At 39.9% G+C, this 21663-nt stretch carries 21 protein-coding genes; 6 read left to right on the forward strand and 15 right to left on the reverse strand.

From position 1 onward, the window contains the following. Positions 1 to 172 precede the first annotated feature (172 nt). The 8 genes from ACYVBM_RS16955 to ACYVBM_RS16990 form a co-directional block, all read right to left on the reverse strand. On the reverse strand, positions 173 to 559 hold the full coding sequence (locus ACYVBM_RS16955; RefSeq protein WP_460686884.1) for an FtsB family cell division protein: 387 nt from the start codon (positions 557 to 559) through the stop codon (positions 173 to 175). A gap of 143 nt (positions 560 to 702) precedes the next feature. After that, complete coding sequence (eno, locus tag ACYVBM_RS16960) at positions 703 to 1992, reverse strand: phosphopyruvate hydratase (protein WP_460686885.1); 1290 nt, start codon at positions 1990 to 1992, stop codon at positions 703 to 705. 232 nt (positions 1993 to 2224) lie between these two features. Continuing rightward, complete coding sequence (locus ACYVBM_RS16965) at positions 2225 to 2863, reverse strand: carbonic anhydrase (RefSeq protein WP_460686886.1); 639 nt, start codon at positions 2861 to 2863, stop codon at positions 2225 to 2227. Between the two features lie 41 nt (positions 2864 to 2904). After that, positions 2905 to 4545 carry a SulP family inorganic anion transporter gene (locus ACYVBM_RS16970; protein ID WP_460686887.1) on the reverse strand — a complete coding sequence of 547 codons (1641 nt, stop codon included), beginning with the start codon at positions 4543 to 4545 and terminating at the stop codon, positions 2905 to 2907. 169 nt (positions 4546 to 4714) lie between these two features. Continuing rightward, positions 4715 to 5053, reverse strand: a complete 339-nt coding sequence (locus tag ACYVBM_RS16975) for a hypothetical protein (protein ID WP_460686888.1) — start codon at positions 5051 to 5053, stop codon at positions 4715 to 4717. Between the two features lie 91 nt (positions 5054 to 5144). Then, positions 5145 to 5399, reverse strand: a complete 255-nt coding sequence (locus ACYVBM_RS16980; protein ID WP_460686889.1) for a DUF6814 family protein — start codon at positions 5397 to 5399, stop codon at positions 5145 to 5147. Positions 5400 to 5416: 17 nt separating this feature from the next. Beyond that, positions 5417 to 6949 (reverse strand): MFS transporter, encoded by a 1533-nt coding sequence (locus tag ACYVBM_RS16985; RefSeq protein WP_460686890.1) that lies wholly within the window; start codon positions 6947 to 6949, stop codon positions 5417 to 5419. A 120-nt stretch (positions 6950 to 7069) separates the two neighbouring features. Next, entirely contained in the window at positions 7070 to 7720 is a 651-nt protein-coding gene (locus tag ACYVBM_RS16990) for an ABC transporter ATP-binding protein (RefSeq protein ID WP_460686891.1), read from the reverse strand. A 203-nt stretch (positions 7721 to 7923) separates the two neighbouring features. On the opposite strand from ACYVBM_RS16990, the gene ACYVBM_RS16995 reads away from it, so the two are divergent. Next, positions 7924 to 8145: a DUF2795 domain-containing protein gene (locus tag ACYVBM_RS16995; RefSeq protein ID WP_114792839.1), complete on the forward strand. Its 222-nt coding sequence runs from the start codon at positions 7924 to 7926 to the stop codon at positions 8143 to 8145. A gap of 91 nt (positions 8146 to 8236) precedes the next feature. On the opposite strand, the gene ACYVBM_RS17000 is transcribed toward ACYVBM_RS16995, so the two are convergent. Next, complete coding sequence (locus ACYVBM_RS17000) at positions 8237 to 8566, reverse strand: L-rhamnose mutarotase (RefSeq protein ID WP_460686892.1); 330 nt, start codon at positions 8564 to 8566, stop codon at positions 8237 to 8239. A 117-nt stretch (positions 8567 to 8683) separates the two neighbouring features. Beyond that, the gene (rnhA, locus tag ACYVBM_RS17005) at positions 8684 to 9154 is read right to left on the reverse strand and encodes a ribonuclease HI (protein WP_460686893.1); all 471 of its coding nucleotides are present in this window, start codon (positions 9152 to 9154) and stop codon (positions 8684 to 8686) included. Positions 9155 to 9259: 105 nt separating this feature from the next. On the opposite strand from rnhA, the gene ACYVBM_RS17010 reads away from it, so the two are divergent. Continuing rightward, positions 9260 to 9709 carry a hypothetical protein gene (locus ACYVBM_RS17010; RefSeq protein ID WP_460686894.1) on the forward strand — a complete coding sequence of 150 codons (450 nt, stop codon included), beginning with the start codon at positions 9260 to 9262 and terminating at the stop codon, positions 9707 to 9709. Beyond that, a complete protein-coding gene (locus ACYVBM_RS17015) occupies positions 9709 to 10161 on the forward strand; it encodes an RES family NAD+ phosphorylase (protein ID WP_460686895.1) in 453 nt (150 codons plus the stop codon). The genes ACYVBM_RS17010 and ACYVBM_RS17015 overlap by 1 nt, the downstream gene beginning before the upstream one ends. A gap of 1 nt (position 10162) precedes the next feature. On the opposite strand, the gene ACYVBM_RS17020 is transcribed toward ACYVBM_RS17015, so the two are convergent. Continuing rightward, the gene (locus tag ACYVBM_RS17020; RefSeq protein WP_460686896.1) at positions 10163 to 10546 is read right to left on the reverse strand and encodes an SET domain-containing protein; all 384 of its coding nucleotides are present in this window, start codon (positions 10544 to 10546) and stop codon (positions 10163 to 10165) included. Positions 10547 to 10793: 247 nt separating this feature from the next. Between ACYVBM_RS17020 and mgtE the strand changes: the two genes are divergently transcribed. The 3 genes from mgtE (at position 10794) to ACYVBM_RS17035 (ending at position 16522) form a co-directional block, all read left to right on the forward strand. Continuing rightward, positions 10794 to 12185: a magnesium transporter gene (gene mgtE, locus ACYVBM_RS17025; RefSeq protein WP_460686897.1), complete on the forward strand. Its 1392-nt coding sequence runs from the start codon at positions 10794 to 10796 to the stop codon at positions 12183 to 12185. A 185-nt stretch (positions 12186 to 12370) separates the two neighbouring features. Continuing rightward, a complete protein-coding gene (glmS, locus tag ACYVBM_RS17030; protein ID WP_460686898.1) occupies positions 12371 to 14209 on the forward strand; it encodes a glutamine--fructose-6-phosphate transaminase (isomerizing) in 1839 nt (612 codons plus the stop codon). A 111-nt stretch (positions 14210 to 14320) separates the two neighbouring features. Next, positions 14321 to 16522: a DUF4954 family protein gene (locus ACYVBM_RS17035; protein WP_460686899.1), complete on the forward strand. Its 2202-nt coding sequence runs from the start codon at positions 14321 to 14323 to the stop codon at positions 16520 to 16522. 546 nt (positions 16523 to 17068) lie between these two features. On the opposite strand, the gene ACYVBM_RS17040 is transcribed toward ACYVBM_RS17035, so the two are convergent. The 4 genes from ACYVBM_RS17040 to pth form a co-directional block, all read right to left on the reverse strand. Continuing rightward, the gene (locus ACYVBM_RS17040) at positions 17069 to 19381 is read right to left on the reverse strand and encodes a TonB-dependent receptor (RefSeq protein ID WP_460686900.1); all 2313 of its coding nucleotides are present in this window, start codon (positions 19379 to 19381) and stop codon (positions 17069 to 17071) included. A 182-nt stretch (positions 19382 to 19563) separates the two neighbouring features. Next, positions 19564 to 19899, reverse strand: a complete 336-nt coding sequence (locus ACYVBM_RS17045; RefSeq protein ID WP_460686901.1) for a hypothetical protein — start codon at positions 19897 to 19899, stop codon at positions 19564 to 19566. An 87-nt stretch (positions 19900 to 19986) separates the two neighbouring features. After that, positions 19987 to 20598 carry a fumarylacetoacetate hydrolase family protein gene (locus ACYVBM_RS17050; protein WP_460686902.1) on the reverse strand — a complete coding sequence of 204 codons (612 nt, stop codon included), beginning with the start codon at positions 20596 to 20598 and terminating at the stop codon, positions 19987 to 19989. A 34-nt stretch (positions 20599 to 20632) separates the two neighbouring features. Continuing rightward, complete coding sequence (gene pth / locus ACYVBM_RS17055) at positions 20633 to 21205, reverse strand: aminoacyl-tRNA hydrolase (protein WP_460686903.1); 573 nt, start codon at positions 21203 to 21205, stop codon at positions 20633 to 20635. Positions 21206 to 21663 lie beyond the last annotated feature (458 nt).

The following is a 21663-nucleotide window of genomic DNA, read 5'->3' on the forward strand; positions in this document are numbered from 1 at the left end:
GAGTAAAAATACTCACCCAACAAACAAATGATGAATTTGACACCCTCTCTTAATGTACGAAAATAATCGTACAATGACTATCTTTTAATTTTCGGGAACACCCGATATAGTGTGTATGACAAATGCCAGGCATAAGCCTGGCATGTAACTTTATTGTGGGCTCAGGAAATGGTTATTCCTCTGAACCGGGAGCCGCTTTTGTTTTATCCTCTGTTACAAAAATATCCTCGTTATCCCGTTTCATAAGATATTTTTCCCGGGCCAGCTTTTCAATCACTACAGGATCAGTCTCCAGTTCACTCTTTACTTTTCTTAGCTCGGATAGCTCGCGGGTATAGTGCTCTTTACTTTGATTAAGGTTATTCAACTCTTCCCTCCTTTCCATACTCGTGATCAGATCATTTTTATCTAAAAACAACATCACTATTAAAAACCCTACAGAGGCAATAAAATATTTGTTGGTAAGAAAACGGGAAACCCGGCTCAAAGCCTTCCTTTTTTTAGGTGCCTGCCCAATGACGGGTTCCTTTTCAGTAACAAAGTCTACAAACTGCTCCATAAGAAAAGTAATTTACTATTAACACAAGAATACCAGCCCTTTACTATCATACAAATGAACATGCTGCCACAACCTCTTAAAAAGTTGTAAAGCAGCCTGCTCATTACGTTATTAGTGATTACAAAAGTACTGTATCTATTGGCTTATTTACCAAACTTAATTTTCCCTTTTGGATACACCGCACTATCTCCTAATTGCTCCTCAATTCTGATCAGCTGGTTATACTTGGCTATCCTGTCGGTACGGCTTGCAGAACCGGTCTTTATTTGTCCGCAGTTTAATGCAACTGCCAGGTCGGCAATGGTAGTATCTTCAGTTTCACCGCTGCGGTGGCTCATAATAGTATTGTAACCGTTATGCTGCGCTAATGTTACAGCGTTAATGGTTTCAGTTATGGTGCCGATCTGGTTTACCTTTACTAAAAGAGCGTTCGCTATATTCTTATCAATACCCTGCTGCAGGCGCTCAACGTTTGTTACAAACAAATCATCGCCTACCAGCTGGCATTTGCTTCCGATAGCCTGGGTTAATGCGGCCCAGCCTTTCCAGTCGTCCTCTGCCATACCATCTTCAATACTTACAATAGGATATTGTTTTACCCAGCTTTCCCAGTATTTCACCAGCTCATCGCTGCTCATTTGCTTACCGGAGCTTTTATGGAATACATATTTTTTCTTTTTGTTGTCCCAAAGCTCACTATTGGCAGCATCCATTGCTATGGTTATCTGAGCGCCAGGTTTATAACCGGCTGCTGTTATAGCCTCCAACACTGTTTCGATAGCTTCTTCATTGCTTTGGATATTAGGAGCAAACCCCCCTTCGTCGCCCACATTTGTACTGAAACCCTTTTTCTTCAGAACTGTTTTTAATGCATGGAATATTTCAACACCCCAACGAAGGCCTTCGCTGAAGGTAGAAGCACCAACCGGCTGAATCATAAATTCCTGAAAGTCTATTTTATTATCGGCATGCGCCCCACCATTTAAAATGTTCATCATGGGAATCGGTAATGTTTTGGCATTAGTTCCACCAATGTAACGGTATAAAGGAAGCCCGGCTTCTTCAGCAGCAGCTTTGGCCGCAGCCATACTCACAGCGAGCAGGGCATTAGCGCCCAGTTTTCCTTTATTGTCTGTTGCGTCCAGCTGGATCATCAACTGATCAATTCCTGTTTGGTCGGCTACATCATAACCCAATAAAGCCGGGGCAATAATGGTATTTACATTTTTTACTGCTTTTAAAGTTCCCTTACCCAGGTATTTCTTTTTATCACCATCGCGCAGCTCAACCGCTTCGTGAATACCGGTGCTTGCGCCGCTTGGTACAGCAGCACGCCCTAAAACGCCTTCGTCAGTAATAACGTCCACTTCTACAGTTGGATTACCGCGGCTATCTAAAATTTGTCTTGCAAAGACTTCGGAGATGTAACTCATGACGGATCTGTTTAAAATGTATTTTTTTGAATTTGAGGCGCAATTTACTTAATCCTATGCGTATCTGGTACACAAATATCTGAAAAAGTATATCACAGGTGTGGATAAACACCATAATCATGCAATATCATGATTTCCATCAGTTACCCAGCTGACAAATGTGATTACTGGAAAGCAAAAAAAAGCAGGCTGTATGAACAGCCATGCTTTACCTAATCAATAATATTATATACTAGATATTATCATATATATATATAGGATCCATTACAGTATCCCCGGGTTTAATGTTGATGATCTCTTTAATAAGACCATCTTTTAACCCGTATACCCATCCATGAATTTCGGGGGCCTGATGATTTTTCCATGCTTTTTGAATAACCGATGTTTTGCAAAGCTTCTCCGCCTGTTCTTTAACATTTAACTCTACTAACCTATTGGCCCGCTCTTCTATATTCTCAATAGCATCCAATTCTTTCCTGTTATGCCGGTACACATCTTTAATTACCCGCAGCCACATATTCAATACCTGGTCAAAATCATTGTTGCCCATAGCTGCTTTTACACCACCGCAACCATAATGCCCGCAAACAATCACATGTTTTACCTTCAGGTGCTTAACCGCGTATTCCAATACACTAAACAGGTTTACATCGGTATGGATAACAAGATTGGCAATATTACGATGCACAAATATCTCGCCCGGTAAAGTACCGGTAATTTCGTTAGCAGGTACACGGCTGTCGCTGCACCCGATCCACAAAAATTCGGGTGTTTGCGTTTGGGCCAGTCCATCAAAAAAAGATGGGTTTACGGATAGCATTTGAGCTGCCCATTCTTTATTAGCTTCTAATAATTCAATATATGATTTCATTTTTTATTCAGTTTTTAAAATTAATATTTTTTCCCATCATTTTACTTTTCGTGAGCTACAGGTTCGATCACTTCTTCATAATTCCTTCGGAGAGACGCATTATCATTGTTATTAGCCAGTACCTTGTAGGAAAATCCATGATCTATAAATCCGCTGGTATAAAGTTCTACCCTGATATTTTTTAACGGAGCATGAAGTGTAAAGTCTTCAATGGTTTCTACTACATCTCTGTCAATATAATCAGCCCTTTTTGCGTCTATGATCACATGCGCATTTTCAGGCACTGCCTCCAGCTTATTTTTAATAATAGCTTTATTGAGAAAAGAAACGTCTTTGCGCAGCCTGAACAGGTACCTCTTCTCATCATGTACCACAAAAACGGCTTTCCTGAAATTAGATCTTATAGAGAAGAAAAGGCCTACAATAATACCAACTATTACGCCTTTTAAAAGGTCGGTAGCCAGAATAGCCGCAATTGTAATAACAAATGGCAAAAACACATCCCATCCTTTTTTGTAAAATGCCCTGAACAAAGAGGGCTTTGCCAGTTTATACCCTGTAAAAACCAGGATGGCTGCAAGCGCAGCTTTGGGTATGAGGTTCAGTAAAACCGGTATAAATGCTACCGACAGTAAAAGGAAAATACCGTGATAAATGGTTGACATTTTTGTTTTTGCCCCTGAGTTAACATTGGCAGACGATCTTACAATTACGCTTGTTACCGGGATACCACCAATCAGGCCCGAAAGCAGGTTGCCCAAACCCTGCGCTTTTAACTCCCGGTTAGTAGGCGTTACACGCTGATAAGGATCCAGGTCATCAACAGCCTCTATACTTAGTAAACTTTCAAGACTGGCAACCAGGGCAATTGTCAAGGCCAGCGTCCACACCTGCATATTGGTTATCATACTCCAATCCGGCGCTGAAAAAAAGGATAAAAACTCTTCTGTAGAACTTGCAACAGGTATATTCACCAAATGATTTCCAGAGAGTGGCTGCATGAATTGAGCGCTTGCAAACAAGGAATTAAGCCCCACGCCTATAAATACGATAATCAGCGGCGTTGGAATTAATTTAATAATTCCTTTCTTATTTGCAACAAAACCTTCCCAGATAAAATAAAATGCAAGACATACTGCACCAATAATGAAAGCACTGCCATTTATGTTTGCAAATGAGCTAAAGAAATTGATAAAAATATTACCCTTTTCGGGATTAGGGGTATTTTCATCAATATCAGGCAGTGCACTATCGCCCAGCAAATGCGGGAACTGGTTCAATATAAGTATCAGGCCGATTGCAGCCAGCATACCTTTAATTACACTGTTAGGTATATAATCGCCTATTACACCCGCCTTAAGAAATCCTAAAACCAGCTGCATAGCTCCGGCAAGAACCACCACCAGTAAAAACGCTTCAAAAGAAGCCAGGGAGGTAACAGCGGCAGCTACAATAGCTGTTAAACCTGCTGCCGGACCACTTACACTCAATTGGGAGCCGCTAAAAATACCTACTACAATACCACCGCATACACCAGCAATAATACCGCTGAATAATGGTGCGTTAGATGCTAATGCAACACCTAAACACAGCGGAAGCGCCACTAAAAAAACTACGATAGACGCTGGCAGATCACTTGCCAGCGACCTGATGTAACCTGTCGATCTGGTTTGATTTGTCATAAAAATTTAATGATTATAAAAAGCTTAAAGCAAAAGATATTGTGATACAATCAACTGTAACAGTTTAATACAAGATCCTTTAACAGATTTTATATCAAATCCGGTCCTTTGCCAATCAACGTGCAGACAGACATAAAAATGAAAAGAAAATCCGGTAAAGAATAAAATATTATGCCAATATATTATTGGGCGGAGGGCAATGCAGCTCACTATGATAGGCCACATAAGTGGCCTCATGTGCATGAATATAAGCTATACTTAGCTGATAAGGAGATACATGCAAATCGTAGTGTGTGTCATGAACGTATTCTTCTGAAATGCCTAAACTATTAGAAGGTACTTTTTCTTCTGTAGTATTAGAATAGGGATTATTATCGCCGGTATTTCCCTGTGCGATATCGCTTTTGATTTTGCTCAGCGAATTATAAGTTACAGGCAATCCTATAGTCAGCAGCATTAAAAGGGCTGCCAAAATAATGGACGATATGTAGCTGACTAACCTGTTCATTCTTCATTCAAGTGGCGCAAAGATAGATGAAAATATTTTTTTAAACTGCTTAAAACATAAACATTACATTTTATTAACGTATTTAATAATTTTATATTTCAATCAGCTCTTTTGAAGTATGCGGTAGTTTTTTGTATTCATTTTTTAATGCATACCATCCAAAAATCATTAATCCAACAGCAATCGGAACAAAGATCGCTATAATGATGATCCATATAACAGGATTATTAATGTCTTTACTCCCTGAAACATCAATATTTTTCACCGCTCCGGCTATTAAAAAGAAAATAATGGCAGGACCCAGCAAAAACCATAATATACCGAGCATTCTTTTTATCAGATTCATATATTTTTTTTACTAAATTAATCATTCACGTTTTCGTCAATTTTGTTATCCAGGTACACTGCTCCTATTAAGAAGCAAAGCGCAGCTATAGCGATAGGATACCATAGCCCTACTAAAGGGTCACTGGTAAAAGTAGTTTGTAACAGTACCCCGATAAAAGGTACCAGGCCTCCAAATACACCATTCCCGATATGGTAGGGTAAAGACATGGATGTATAACGGATCCTTATGGGAAATAATTCTACTAAAAATGCTGCTATGGGCCCATATACCATGGTTACGTACAAAATGAGACAGAACACCAGCGCTACAAATTTCCAGTACATGCCAGGCGATAAAACTTTCTCCTTAACTACCGGCTTGCCCTTTACTATTTCCTGCGATGCTGTGCGTATTGTATCAACCTGTAGCTGTGTATACGCTGCTCCCGAAGTAAACTTTATGGTTCGTACCGAAGTAATTAAAGTATCTGCAGTAGCTGGCAACACCTGCCTTTCAGGCATTTTAGCATCATGAGAGGCTATGGTATCTCCCTGCCAGGCAGAGACATCTGATTTTTCCAGGAAATAAGCGAATATAGGACGATAGGTTACAATAGCTATGAGCATACCCAGCAGCATGATCCATTTACGCCCGATTTTATCGCTCAGCCAACCAAAAAATATAAAGAACGGAGTAGCAAAAAGTATCGCCCAGAGCATAATTGTTCTGCTTTGTTCGAAGTTTAGCATTACCTTGGTCTCTAAAAAGCTTTGAGCATAAAACTGGCCGGTGTACCAAACTACTCCCTGTCCCATTACAGCACCGAAAAGAGCCAGTAATACCATTTTAAAATTGGCTTTATGACTAAAGCTCTCTTTAAGAGGATTTTTAGCGGTTTTTCCTTCTGATTTTAATTTGGAAAATAAGGGCGACTCTTCCATCTTCATTCTTATGTATACCGATACACCCACTAAAAGGATAGAGAACCAGAAAGGATAACGCCAGCCCCCCCATTCTGAGTTGAAGGCGGTTTCGCTCATATTAAGCTTTACAAGCATAATAACGCCGAGCGCAAGAAATAATCCCAGGGTCGCTGTGGTTTGAATCCAACTGGTGAAATAACCACGCCTTTGAGCAGGAGCATGTTCTGCTACATAGGTGGCTGCCCCTCCGTATTCGCCACCTAAAGCAAGTCCCTGTACCAGCCTTAAAAAAAGTACAATTAAAGGTGCTGCTATACCTATGGTTTTGTAGCCCGGCACAAGACCAATTAAAAAAGTAGAACCTCCCATTAACACCAGCGTTAAAAGAAAAGTAGACTTTCTTCCGAAAATATCTCCCAGCCGACCAAATACTAAAGCTCCAAAAGGACGCACAATGAACCCGGCAGCAAAAATAGCCAGTGTACTCAGCAATGCGGCAGTGGCATTTCCTTCAGGGAAGAACTCTGTAGAAATAGTTTTGGCGAGCATCCCGAAAATATAAAAATCGTACCATTCTATCATGGTACCAAGAGATGATGCGGCAATTACCCTGGTTATAATACTTCTTTCGTTTTTTTTGCTCATACAATCGTTATGTGTTTTTTTATAGCATCAAAAACTACTGGTCTTGCCTCCCGGAGTGATGACTTTCGCATTGCCGCTATATAAATTCAGCCTATAAATATAAGGGAACTTTGCTTAGTTTTATACTATTAGCCCGTCTTTCATTTGTAATACCCTGTCACTGAGTTGTGCAAGATCATCATTATGCGTAACAACCAGAAACGTTTGGTTAAATCTCGTTCTTAAATCAAAAATCAGGTCATGTAACTCACGGGCATTGGCTGTATCCAGGTTTCCTGTAGGCTCATCGGCAAACACAACAGAGGGCTGATTGATTAACGCCCTTGCCACGGCCACCCGCTGCTGCTCGCCCCCGCTTAATTCGCCGGGCTTATTGTTCAACCTGTGTGAAACGCCTAATACCTGCAATAAATCTTTTGCTGCACTTTCTACTTCCTTCTTTTTTCTCCCCGCAATCCACCCGGGAATGCATACATTTTCCAAAGCGGAAAATTCGGGTAACAAATGGTGAAACTGGAAAACGAAACCAATGTTCCGGTTCCGAAATACGGCCAGTTTTTGGGAACCAAGCCCGCTTATTGCGATATTGTTCATAACAATTTCGCCCTTATCTGCCTTATCCAAGGTTCCCAAAATATGCAGTAACGTACTTTTGCCACTGCCTGACGGCCCTACAATTGATACCACTTCTCCTTTTTGGATCTCAATGTCAACCCCTTTTAAAACCTGTATATTTCCGTAAGCCTTATGGATGTCTTTTCCGTATATCATTTATATGAGGTTGTAAAGATCAAAAAATATGGTTTTTCAAATGTAAAAGTTTGCTTTTTAAATAATATTAAAAATGTTTAAAAAAGGTTCAAAAAAAGCAGTTTGGTAAATTCCTTAATACAATTACTTTTGCACAAATTTTTTTTTAGATAGCTGCAACCCTTTGTTGCACATTAACGTTAATTATAGAAAACCGATATACTATGTTTTGGACACTCGAATTGGCCTCGTACCTCGAAGATGCACCCTGGCCGGCAACAAAAGATGAATTAATTGACTACGCTATACGTAGCGGTGCTCCACTGGAAGTAGTGGAAAACCTGCAGGAGCTGGAAGATGAGGGCGATGTTTATGAAACCATTGAAGATATCTGGCCCGATTATCCCACGCAGGAAGATTTTCTATTTAACGAAGACGAATATTAGATCAGATCATAATACAGCTCTTTCCCAGGCCACTTTTTTAAAAAAGTGGCTTTTTATTGCACTGCCCTTGTTGGCAGGCGTTAGAACAATATTATAACTGGAATATTTTTTTCATTAAAACCCATTTTTCCCCGGGTTTTGAAAAGGGCAGCGCCTGCTGATATTTCCACATTAGCTCTTCCCACTCCTGCACTTTTGGATTAGCCTGATCTGCGATAGCTTTCTCTTCAAAGGAAAAACTGTCGTTTACTTCCATTATCATAAATAACCGGTTCTCTACTCGGTATATCTCCATATGCTCAATGCCAGCATCGCGGATGCTTTGGTCTATCTCAGGCCATATTTCTTGATGGTACTGCTCATAAGCTGCAATTAATGCCGGGTCGTTTTTTAAATCTACAGTAAGGCAATATTTTTTCATGAGTGGATTTTTATTTTTTATGGCCTGACGTTTATGCGCGCCTCCGGGCTGGGGAAAGGTCTTTCATTTTTTTTGAATCTGCAACAATTATCTACAAGTATATACCCTGGCCAACAGTTAATACAATACTTCCGGTTCAAACCCCAGGTCGGTCTTCAGGTTTTTTCCATCGGCAGCTGCTGTAGCCAATTCATCGCACCGGTTATTATAAGGATTGTCTGCATGGCCGCGTACCCATTTAAGGCTGATATTGAGATTCTTTGCAAGGCTATAGTACTGCATCCAAAGATCTTTATTTTTCTTACCTCCCTTAAAATCTGTTCTTATCCAATTATTTAGCCACCCTTTAGTAATTGCATTTACCACATACTGACTGTCTGAATAGATTACAACAGGGATACTATCTGTTTTCAGCGCTTTTAAGCCTTCTATAACGGCCATCAGCTCCATACGGTTATTGGTTGTTTTTTTAAATCCTCCCGATAATTCTTTAGCATGACCTTTGTACATTAAAATAACACCATAACCGCCAGGTCCGGGGTTACCACGCGATGCGCCATCTGTATAAATAACAATTTCCTTTTCCAAGGCAACAAATATAAGCAGACCAAAAACATTTTTTTTATAAGAAAAAATAACAAGTGCTTAAAAATACGACAAAAAACATGTATATTTGTGACAAATGACACGAATATGAAAAAGACCCTAAAAAAATACAATCCCAATATATCCACCACAATAGCTTCTGAGCCAGAAGTATTCTATCGTATTACCCCAAAAATTAATAAAACAGAAACCCTTGTAAAAGATTTCACCTATAAAGATTTTAAAAAAATCCTCAATAAAGGCGCTTTCACTTTAGCCGAATGGGCCGATATGCTTTTTATGAGCGAGCGTACCTTGCATCGTTATGCAAAAGATGACGGTGGCTTTAATGGTTTACAAATAGAGCGCATATTACTTCTCGAAACACTAATTGATACCGGTAATGAAATGTTTGGCCGGGAAGGCTTTAAAACATGGTTACAAAGCAGGCCTTTTTCGTTAGGTGGCGAAATTGCCAAAAACATGCTTCTTACCCACCATGGAATACAAGATCTCATAGATACTTTAGGAAGAATTCAACACGGTATTTCTGCATAATGAAAATTTACAGGATTGTTCGTTCTGAATATAGTGATGACCTTACAGGGCAGGGGGCTTTTTTATACGGCGGCCGCTGGAACACCAAAGGTCAATATGCGGTTTATGCTGCAGAACATATATCACTTGCCGTACTGGAAATTGTAGTAAACTACGACAGAACACTGACCCCGCTCTTACCATCATTTCACCTGGTAGAAATGCAGGTACCTGATGCGAATATTACCGAAATAGAGCAATCGGCCCTTAAAAAAAACTGGAGTTCTGATATGGATTATACCCGGTATATTGGAGATCAGTTTTTACAATCAGAATCAGACCTCGTACTGAAAATACCATCTGTTGTTATACCTGAAGAAAGTAACTTCCTGCTCAATCCCAGACATACCGATTTAAAAAAAGTCAGCATTGAAAGTGTCAGGAAATATGGTTTAGACGACCGGCTGTTTTAACCTACTTTGCATCAAACCATACTTTTTTAGCTGCATCCCAGCTACCACTGTAGTTTATAAATAATTCCTCGCCAGCCTTTATCTTTCTTACTGTTTTTATGGTGATCGTTCTCCGGCTATAATCCATTTCATATTCACAGTTACTTTTATAAGAATGGTTATATACAGATACCCATCCCAAAGCCATGCAGCACTCTTTAGTTCCTTCACCCCATTCAAATATATAGTCGTGTAATAAAGTTTTATCCAACAGCTTTCGTTCTGAGGCAGACATGACCAGAACCGGTGCAATTTCTATCACCGAATTTTTTGATATATTCTCTGAAGTAAATACGCCTCTGCCCATTTGATCTGTATCAGCTATATATAAGCAATGTGCTATCACAATAAATGTTTTGTTACAAAAATAATTGTTCAGCACCATCACCCCAACAAACAAAATGCTTTATTAAAGAGGAGGTTGCAAATTGTAATATAACAGTGCCATCGCCGGTCACCGGCGGATGAGTGAAGTTCATCCATTCATTGTTCTGCTGTTACAGACTGTTTTTTGGCCAGGAAGAATTTCTTATGAAATCTTTAATTCGTTCTATGCAAAATCATGAATGAAAAATTTCATGTAAGTTTGACCAATGCAACTGGAAAAAGGCAATGTATCCTTATCTGAACAGTTTGAGGCCATCCTTCAACCTGGTAACAAGTCGGAAATTAAAGAATTTCTTGACAACCAGAATATAAGTGATGTGGTAGAACTGGTATATGAATTTCCTGAACAGGAAGCATTGATCATTGCTAATATGTCAGTACACCGCGCAGTAAACGTATTTAAGCTTCTTGAAGTAACGGAGCAGAAAAGTATTATACAGGAACTGCCGCCCAGCTATACTGCTGCCCTTTTGAATGAATTACCTGCGGATGACCGTACCGATTTCCTGGAAGAGCTTCCGGCCAATGCGGTACGCGAGCTTATAAAACTTTTGGATCCGGAAGAACGCAGGGTCACACTTTCACTTCTGGGATATCCCGAAAACAGTATCGGCCGGCTAATGAACCCTGACTATGTATATGTTTATTCACATAATACAGTGGAAGAGGTTTTTGACATCATCCGGAAATATGGTAAAAACAGTGAAGCCATCAATGTTATCTACGTAATCAATAAGGCCGGCGAGCTCCTGGATGACATACGTATCGGTGAATTTATACTGAGCGAAGCGGGAACCAAGGTTTCGGAGCTTATGGACGAACGGGTCATTTCTTTAAAAGCCTATGATGACCAGGAAACCGCCAGTGAAATATTTAAAATGAATAACCGTGTAGCCTTACCCGTGGTTAGCGAAAGCAACAAATTGCTGGGTATAGTTACTATTGATGACATACTTTGGGTGGCCACAGAAGAATATAGCGAAGACATGCAAAAAATGGGAGGTACCCAGGCATTTGAAGAGCCTTATCTTGATATACCGCTTCTTCAGCTGTTCAAAAAAAGGATCCCCTGGCTGGTTGTTTTATTTTTAGGCGAAATGTTCACCGCTACCGCAATGGCTTTTTTTGAAGACGAAATTGCCCGGGCAGTCGTGCTGGCTCTTTTTATTCCGCTTATTATAAGCAGCGGGGGTAACAGCGGTTCACAGGCCTCTACCCTTATCATACAGGCTATGGCTGTTGGCGAAGTGCATATTAAGGACTGGTGGCGGGTGATGCGCAGAGAAATCATTTCCGGCATTTTACTGGGCGCTGTATTAGGTATCATAGGTTTTTTACGCATCTTTGTTTACCATGTTTTTTCGCCCAATTTGTATGGAGAACACTGGCTGCTGCTGGGATATACAATAAGCCTTACATTGTTAGGTGTAGTACTTTGGGGAACTTTATCAGGTAGTATGCTTCCCATCCTGCTTAAAAAAATAGGTGCTGACCCTGCAGTGAGCTCTGCCCCGTTTGTTGCCACACTTGTAGATGTTACCGGGTTAATTATTTATTTTTCTGTAGCCTTCATGCTTTTAAGCGGCAGCTTGCTTTAAATCGTTGCTTTATATGCCATTACAGGGAGGCCTGATAAAAATACCTGCTTGTGAGGTACGGAGTAGCAGCCATTAATTTTTCAGTAAGGACGGTTCATCCAAATAGCGGGACAGGCATGGTATTTGCGCAAACGGTTGCGCAAAAATTAAAAATCTTATTTTCGCTGACACTAAAATATTATTATATGTGTGGAATTGTAGGTTATACAGGCAAAAGACAGGCATATCCGATCGTTATAAAAGGATTGAAAAGATTAGAGTACAGGGGCTACGATAGTGCGGGCGTCGCACTTCAGCAAAACGAAAAGGTCACTATTTATAAAAAGAAAGGTAAAGTTGCTGATCTCGAAGAAAGTATCGGAACCAGCAATGTAGCAGCCACCACAGGCATCGGGCACACCCGCTGGGCTACCCATGGGGAACCTAATGACACGAACGCACACCCCCATTATTCTGCAAGCGGTAAGATAGCCATGATACATAACGGAATCATTGAAAACTATGCACAATTAAAAGCCGAACTTACAAATAAGGGCTATACTTTTAGGAGCGATACGGATACCGAGGTCTTATTAAATTTTATCGAAGAGATAAAAACCAAAAACGACTGCTCTTTAGAAGAAGCTATCCGCATTGCTTTAAAGCGTGTTACAGGGGCTTATGTTATTTTGTTGATTGATAATGAGAATCCCGACACTATTATTGCTGCACGTAAAGGCAGCCCGCTGGTAATTGGCGTGGGCAGGAATGAGCACTTTCTGGGATCGGATGCTTCCCCAATGCTTGAGTATACGAAAGAAGTTGTATATGTGAACGATTACGAACTGGCTATAGTAAAGCCAGATGAATTGATTTTAAAAAACCTTGGTAATGAGAAAATAACGCCCTATGTACAAAAACTGGACATTGAGCTGGCCGCCATAGAGAAAGGAGGCTTCGATCATTTTATGCTTAAAGAAATCTTTGAGCAACCTACCACCATTTACGATTGCCTTCGCGGCCGCTTAGACGCTTTAGCAGGCACAATAACAATGGCAGGTATTCAGCAATATGCCGAACAGATCATCAATGCCAACCGGATCGTTATTATAGCCTGCGGAACCAGCTGGCATGCAGGCTTGGTAGCGGAATATATCATAGAAGAATTGTGCCGTATCAATGTTGAAGTAGAATATGCCTCGGAGTTCCGTTACCGGAACCCGGTTATCAATAAAGGCGATGTGATCATTGCTGTTAGTCAAAGCGGTGAAACAGCCGATACTTTGGTAGCCATCGAAAGCGCCAAGGAAAAAGGGGCCATTATCCTGGGCGTGGTGAATGTGGTAGGCTCTTCAATATCCAGGGCCTCTCATGCAGGCGCCTACACACATGCAGGACCCGAAATTGGCGTAGCATCTACCAAAGCATTTACTGCACAACTTACCGTGCTTATGATGATCGCTTTAAAAATAGGCTACTTAAAAGGCACTTTATCCAATGAGCGTTACAGGCAACTGTTAAGCGAACTGGATGCAGTTCCTGAAAAGGCAGCATGGGTACTTAATCACCACGAACATATTCGATCAATTGCCGAAAAATATAAGGACGCCCGCGACTTTCTTTATCTTGGGCGTGGCTATAATTTTGCTATAGCATTGGAAGGTGCCTTAAAGCTCAAAGAGATATCTTATATACACGCAGAAGGGTATCCTGCAGCAGAAATGAAACATGGGCCTATTGCATTAGTTGATGAGCAGCTGCCGGTAGTATTTGTAGCTACAAAAGACGCTTACCATGAAAAAGTAGTGAGCAATATGCAGGAGATCAGGGCCCGTAAAGGTAAGCTGATTGCAGTAATAACAGAAGGAGACCAACAGTCTGCCTCATTATGTGATGACGTAATGATCGTTCCTGAAGCCGATGAAGTAATTGCGCCGTTATTAAATGTTATTCCATTGCAGCTGCTCTCCTATTATATTGGTGTTGCACGGGGATGCAATGTAGATATGCCGCGAAATCTGGCCAAAAGTGTTACGGTAGAATAATGTTTTATGGTATGCACGAGCACCAGTGTTACTGCCAGCTTCGTTTTATCTGCTGGCAGAAGTTTCGTCATTCAGGCTATAAATCAAAACAAAGACCCTCATTAATTATCAATGAACCAGATAAAAAAACATAAAGCAGACCAGCTTGGGTATCATTTCATTCCTGCTTCTTTTTTGCCGGAAGGCAAAGATGAATATTACCTGCGTTTTCAGCAAAACCCAGCTACACATTACCGTTCGTTGACCAAACAGGAGATCACTATTCTGCAATCTAACCGTAACCATGCCGGCAATTGGGACGATGTGTTGGTTCGCGATGGCATTGATATACATCTTATAGAAGAATGTACATTTTATGGGCTGGTAAGAATAGGCAAGCTGGAACAATATTTCCTTGAATTTAGTGAAGTAAGGTTCCCGGTAGGTCTTTATCATAGCCAAATCGTCAGCTGTGATATCGGGGATAATGTATCCATCAGCAACGTAAAGTATCTGAGCCATTATATCATTGAAGAAGATGTCATCATTGCCAATGTGAATGAAATGACCTGCACCTCCCACTCTAAATTTGGCAATGGCATTCTAAAAGAGGGCGAAAAAGAAGCTGTACGCATCTGGGTAGAGCTCTGTAATGAAAATGGTGGCAGAAAGGTTTTGCCATTCGATGGTATGTTAGCAGGCGATGCCTGGCTTTGGTCGAAATATCGCGGTGATGAAAAGCTGATGACTGCTTTTCAGCGGTTTACCGAAGAAAAATTTGATGCACTGCATGGCTATTATGGAACTGTTGGCAAAAGAACCGTTATTAAAAATACACATATACTGAAAGATGTAAAAATTGGCACGGATGCTTATATTAAAGGCGCCAATAAATTAAAAAATCTTACTATCAACTCCAATGAGAACGCAAAATCACAAATCGGTGAAGGGTGCGAAATGGTAAACGGTATTATGGGTGTGGGCAGCCGTGCTTTTTATGGAGTAAAAGCGGTGCGCTTTATTCTTTCCCCTTTTTCCCAATTAAAATACGGAGCGCGGCTGATCAACTCTTACCTCGGTGAAAATGCCACGGTTTCCTGTTGCGAGGTATTAAATTCCTTAATTTTTCCTGCCCATGAGCAGCATCATAACAACTCTTTTTTATGCGCTGCATTGTTGAAAGGGCAAAGTAATATGGCAGCGGGTGCCACTATTGGCTCAAATCATAATTCACGTGGTGCAGATGGCGAAATCCAGGCAGGGCGTGGATTTTGGCCAGGGTTGTGCGTAAGCCTCAAACATAATTCCCGATTTGCATCATTTACCATGATCGCAAAAGGCACTTATCCTGCCGAATTAGATATTCCTTTTCCTTTTTCTCTCATAAGCAATGAAGAACATTCCAACAAGCTTGTAGTAATGCCGGCCTATTGGTTTATGTATAACATGTATGCCATACAAAGAAATGAACGCAAGTTTGCAGAAAGGGATAAGAGAATTGATAAGTTCCCTTTTATTGAATTTAATTGTCTTGCGCCTGATACTATAAATGAGATGTATCAATCGCTTCAACTGCTGGAGCTTTTCACCGGCAAAGCTTTTTATAAAGCCAATAAAATGATTGGCAGCGATGCTGACTATGTTGCCAAAGGAAAATCGCTCCTGATCCATGATTCACCAGTAATAAGCAGACTAAATGTACTGGCAGACGGCTTTGAGAATTCAAAAAGGCCGGTACAGATCATAAAAACCCAGGAAGGATATAATGCTTACAAAAAAATGCTGCGCTTTTATGCAGGTAATGAAATCATCCATTATATCATTCAGCATAATATTACTAATGCAACACAACTATTGCAATGTGTTGAGCCTGATAGTAATATTAAAGAATGGTTAAATGTAGGAGGACAGTTGATTACTAAAGATAACTTAAACGAAATGCTGCGTGAAATCAGGGAAAATAAGATCACCGGCTGGGAAGATGTGCATCGTTTTTATAAAATATGTGCCCGCGAATATCCTTTACAAAAAACACAACATGCTATTTCCATACTCTTAAATGTTGATCATATTGACAGCGAATGCATTGACAACAATTTTCTCAGAAGCCTTTTCCATCAAACAATAGAAACCAAGGAATGGATCACCAAAAGTGTTTACTATTCTAAAGAAAAAGACTATAAAAACACTTTTAAAAACATGGTATACGATTCCAGCGAAGAGATGGAAAATGTATTGGGCCGCTTCGAAGATAATACGTTCATTATACAGCAAAACGAAGAGTTAAATTTATTCAAAGGGAAAATCAACAAGTTGTTGTCTGCTTTTGAGTAGCAGCCCCTCCTGTTTTATTTACTGTCTTTCTCATGTGTCTCCATCCATTAGGGATTATATTCCCAGGCTGGTATACTTTGCAAAAGTCACAGGCTTACAAGATCATTTTATAAATCAGAAAAATTCAAATTTAGTAGGGTGAGAATTAGATTAATACTATTATTTATAGTTATTTCTTTTTGAGCCATTGCACAAATCGGTACTCTTCAATGAAAAGTACTGTATGAAAATGGCTGTCTGCTAGACGATGTAACCGTTTCTGTGAAAGAGGTCTCCACTTCAACAGGTACAAACACTAAAGGAACATATATACTGGAAAATTCAGCACCAGGCAGGTATCACGTCATTTTTACCCGGTGGGATAGATCCCGGCTCTTTACCAGGTAACAGTAAGCCCAACCTGCATCAACGGGCAAGTGTTATACAATCATTATGGGTTTTTATATTCTTATATCAAGAAAGATATTCCTAAAATCATAGCGTATTAATATTCAAGGCGTCATAAAACAACATGACACCCTGAATACAGTGTTGCCTGTTAATTTTTTAAAGCTTCCATTCAAGCGGGATAATTAATCGCGCATTGAAATTTCGTCCCATATTAAATACGCCAATCCTTCCCGTTACCGGGTTTTCATCAGCATATTTCAATCTGCTTAAATGGCTTTGATAAGCCACATCACCTATGTTCTGAATTCCAACGCTTACTGAGCATATTTTTTGGCCTGCTATCTTTATATCAGACCCTATACCTGCATTAAAAAGAACATAGCCTTTTGTAGCTGTTTCCGTTTCATAGCCCGCAAAGAAATTATTTTGAGAAGCAACGGTATTCATTTCAACTTTACCGTAAAAATTAGATAATATTTTTAACACCCGCGGAAACTCGGCCCGGAGCTCAGTTAATAAGGTTGCCGGAGCTATCAGCGGCAGATTATAAGAACCATCAACCGCATTAGTGAACCTGCCCCTTACAAAAGAAAATGTATTTTCAAAATGCAACCAATCTAATGGATGCGGATGAATGTCAAATCTCGCTTCAATACCTGTTAACCTTGCACTCTGCTGGTTGAATTGAAAGGCAGGAACCCCATCTATTGAAGAGTCTGCCCCATTATTCGTCTGTAACCTGTTGTAGAAAATATAGTTGCTGATATAATTGAAATAGGGGGCCACACTGATGTCAATATGGTTAGTTGTTACTTCGATTCCTGCATCTGCAGAGGTGGATACTTCACTCTTCAGGTTTTGATAGCCAATTTCATAGCGGTTTGTTCCTTCATGCACTCCATTAGCCGCCAGCTCAGACAGGTTAGGAGCCCTGAACCCCCTGCTAACATTTGCTTTCAGGGATATATGCTCATTCATTTCATATGTTGCCCCGAGACTTGCTGAAAGACTGGAAAATTTTTTTGTAAAAGCGCTGAACCTTTCCTCACCATCCTCTTCCATAGCCTTACTGTTAATACTTCTTATATCATAACGCAATCCTCCGGTTAAAGTGATCTTATCCCAGGTTTTTGAAGTAATACCATAGATTCCAACATCGAACAGGTTGTAATCTGGAATAACCGATTCTTCTGCTCTGTTTTGGTTTTGCTGCCGCATACCATTAATACCAATACTGGTTTTCCAGTTATTATTCTCTGACAAATGATAAGCAAGGTTGTAATTGACTGTTTTTAAATCAAAAAAAGCTTCGGGCTCATCAGGTGCATCCGGATCTGTAAATTCTTTACGTTTATTTTGCTGAAAGCCAATAAGAGCAGCTATCCGGCTCCCATTGTTCAGTATGAAAGAGTTATCTAATATTATTTTAGTATGCTGAATACCCTGCCATGGGGCTAAAGGTTTTCTGCTTTTTTCCAGGGAGCCGCCTAAAGTATAGCCTTCCAGTACCAGGTTGCCTTCTTCATCTCTCTCTCCTTCTACCATTCCTACTTTCTGGTTGAAATTTGAAAATACGAGGTGCGAATATCCCCAGCTTTTATTAAACCCTATATAGCCTCCAAAATTCTTTTCGCCAAATCTGCTGTTCAACACACTCCCATCATATTTGTTTTTATAATCACCGGCACTTTTAATACTTCCGTAAGCGTTCCAGTTAAAGCCATTGATATTGCCAGTTACGTTAGCATACTGTCCAAACATCCTGTTGTTACCATTAAAAGAGGTTTGCAGATTAGCGTGCACCGTATTGTTAGCTACAGGCGTGTTTGTAAGAATATTAATTACCCCCCCAATAGCATCGCTGCCATACATTAATGATGCCGATCCACGCAATATTTCAATCTTCTGTGCGCTATATTCATCCATTTCCAATCCATGCTCATCTCCCCATTGCTGTCCTTCCTGCCGTACTCCATCATTTATTGTTACCACCCGGTTATAACCTAATCCCCGTATAAAAGGCTTGGCTATTGCAGGCCCTGTAGTTACTATTGAGACCCCCTGTTCCCGGGCGGCCACGTCCAGTAAGTTGATACCCATCGATTGCTGAATGTCTTTCCTGGAAATAATAGAGACCTGAACCGGAGTGCGCTTTAGCCGGGTGGCTGATGAAACACCGGTTACAGTTACGTTCTCATTTTCTACTACAGATTGAAATAATAAGAAGTCGTGTACTGATGTACCTGAAATTATAACCGTTTCTACTTTAGACTTATAGCCTATGTATGAAACCTGTACTGTTAACCGTCCGTTAGATAATGCATTAAACCTGTAAATACCATTTGCATCAGTAAGAGTTGAAAGCTTAAGATCCGGAATAGAAACCGTAGCTCCAGCTAAAGGTGCCTGCGTAGCTGCATCTTTAACCACTCCTGATAAACCGGCCTTATCTTCATTAGCATAAAGCATATTTATTATGAATAACAGACTGAATGAAAAAATATATTTTAATTGCATACGTATATAAATTAGGATGTAGTATTACAAAGGCTGCTATTGTGCAGTCCCTGTAACAGCATCGCGGTGGGATATTATTGATAAAATCAGAAACAGATAAAAAATGAATCTGAGAAGAAAGAATCATTATTCAGTTAAACTGTGGGAGGTCCCCTGCGAAGACATAGATCAAATTCTGATTGGAATAATGCGGGTTCTAATTTATCTGCGGCTGGTGCGGCAAAAAATAACAGTAAAATGGTAGCAACCGCTTCTTCTGCTAAAAATGGAGAAACAGCTATCGTATTTACCAGGCCACAATTAAACTTATAAGCATTGAATTCTTTTTTCCCCGAATCAGTATGCTTGAAAGCATAGTCAGTATGGGTGGAAAAAAGATCATGAAAATATTTTTTGGGAGTAATGCTGATCGTAAATATCAACAGGAGTACTACCGCCCAAAATTTTTTTATGTTTTCAACTCTTTTCAATTTATGAAACAATGTTGCAAAGATAGTTAAACTAAATAAAAAGCTGCAAATAAATTGCAGCTACTCAATAATAATATAACGGGAATTTTATTCCACTTTCAAATTAAGAACAATTTCATCTTCTAAAATGCCTTCCAGTTCGTCGCCGGGTAAGGTTTCGCCTACACCTGCAGGCGTTCCTGTAAAAATAACATCGCCAATATTAAGCGAAAAATATTTAGAAATATTGGCCAGCAAAGTATTAAAGCCGTAGATCATATTACCGGAGTTACCTTGCTGAACCAGTTCATTATTCTTATAAAAACCGAAATTAATATTTTTTAAGTCGGGGAAATCATCCAAAGAACGCCATTTTCCCAATACGGCAGAGTTATCCCATGCCTTCGCCTTTTCCCATGGAAGACCTTTTTGCTTTAATTCATTTTGTATATCCCTGGCAGTAAAATCTATTCCAAGTGTAACGGCATCATAATACTGATGCGCATATCTTTTATTAATATACCTGCCATTTTTACAAACCCGCAAAACAAGCTCACACTCATAATGCAGTTCATTGGTAAATTCGGGATAATAAAATGGTAAGTGAGGCTTCAGTAAAGCAGTTTTGGGCTTCAGGAAAATAACAGGCTCTTCCGAAACCTCGTTACCCAATTCTTTAGCGTGAGCTACATAATTTCTGCCAATACAAAAAATTTTCATAATTCTAGAGTTTTCTACAGGTCAATTCATACCATCAATCAACTACATAATTATTTACCATGTTCATTGCGGCATTTAATCCCTGGATTGCGAATATCTCAATAGCATTTACTGACTTTTCAATTTTTAGTTTTACCACAGGCTCTTCCTCTTTCGCCCATTTTCCCAATACAAATTCAGATTGCATACCCTTTGGAAAATTGTCGCCTATGCCAAACCTCAGCCTGGGATAAGCTACAGATCCAATAGTTTCCTGGATACTTTTTAAACCGTTATGCCCACCATCACTACCACTGCCACGCATTCGTAACCGGCTAAGAGGCAATGCCAGATCATCCAAAACAGTTAAGGTATTATCCAGTCCGATTTTCTCCTTTTCGAGCCAATATTTAAAAGCCTTACCACTCAGATTCATATATGTGGTAGGGCAAATACACACAAAAAGCCTGCCTTTCCATTTTACTTCTGTAACAAAAGCCAAACGGTCTTGTTTAAATACCCCGCCATGCTTCTGAACAAATGCGGCTACCACGTCGAAACCTATATTATGCCTTGTATGAGCATATTCATTACCAATATTCCCCAGCCCTGCAATTAAAAACTTCATGTTGAACCATCAAAATTACAAATTATCTGTAAAATAAATACTTATGTTAAAAATACATACAGAAATCATATAATAAGAGCCGGCTATGATAGCTATCCTTATGGCAACCGGGTGCTTCGTTTCGCTTAAGATAATTCTATATTAAATTTCAGTAATGAAATTTAAGGCTCTAATACATTCAAATTTTTAAGCAGACAAAAGCAGTGTCCTATTTTTTCTGCAATTATTTTAGTACTATTATCCTTTGTGATAAGCTATGGTTTATAACGGGCTAGCCCGTACGCTATTTACAATTATACCAGGTAATAGTTTTTGGCACTCAGCAATTGTTTCCCCCATATATGCATAAAAAAGAGCCTCACATTTTTGTGAGGCTCTCTAAGAAGAATGGCAGCTACCTACTCTCCCGCATTGTGGTGCAGTACCATCGGCCTTAAGGGGCTTAACTTCTCTGTTCG

The sequence above is a fragment of the Niabella aquatica genome (assembly GCF_054779315.1).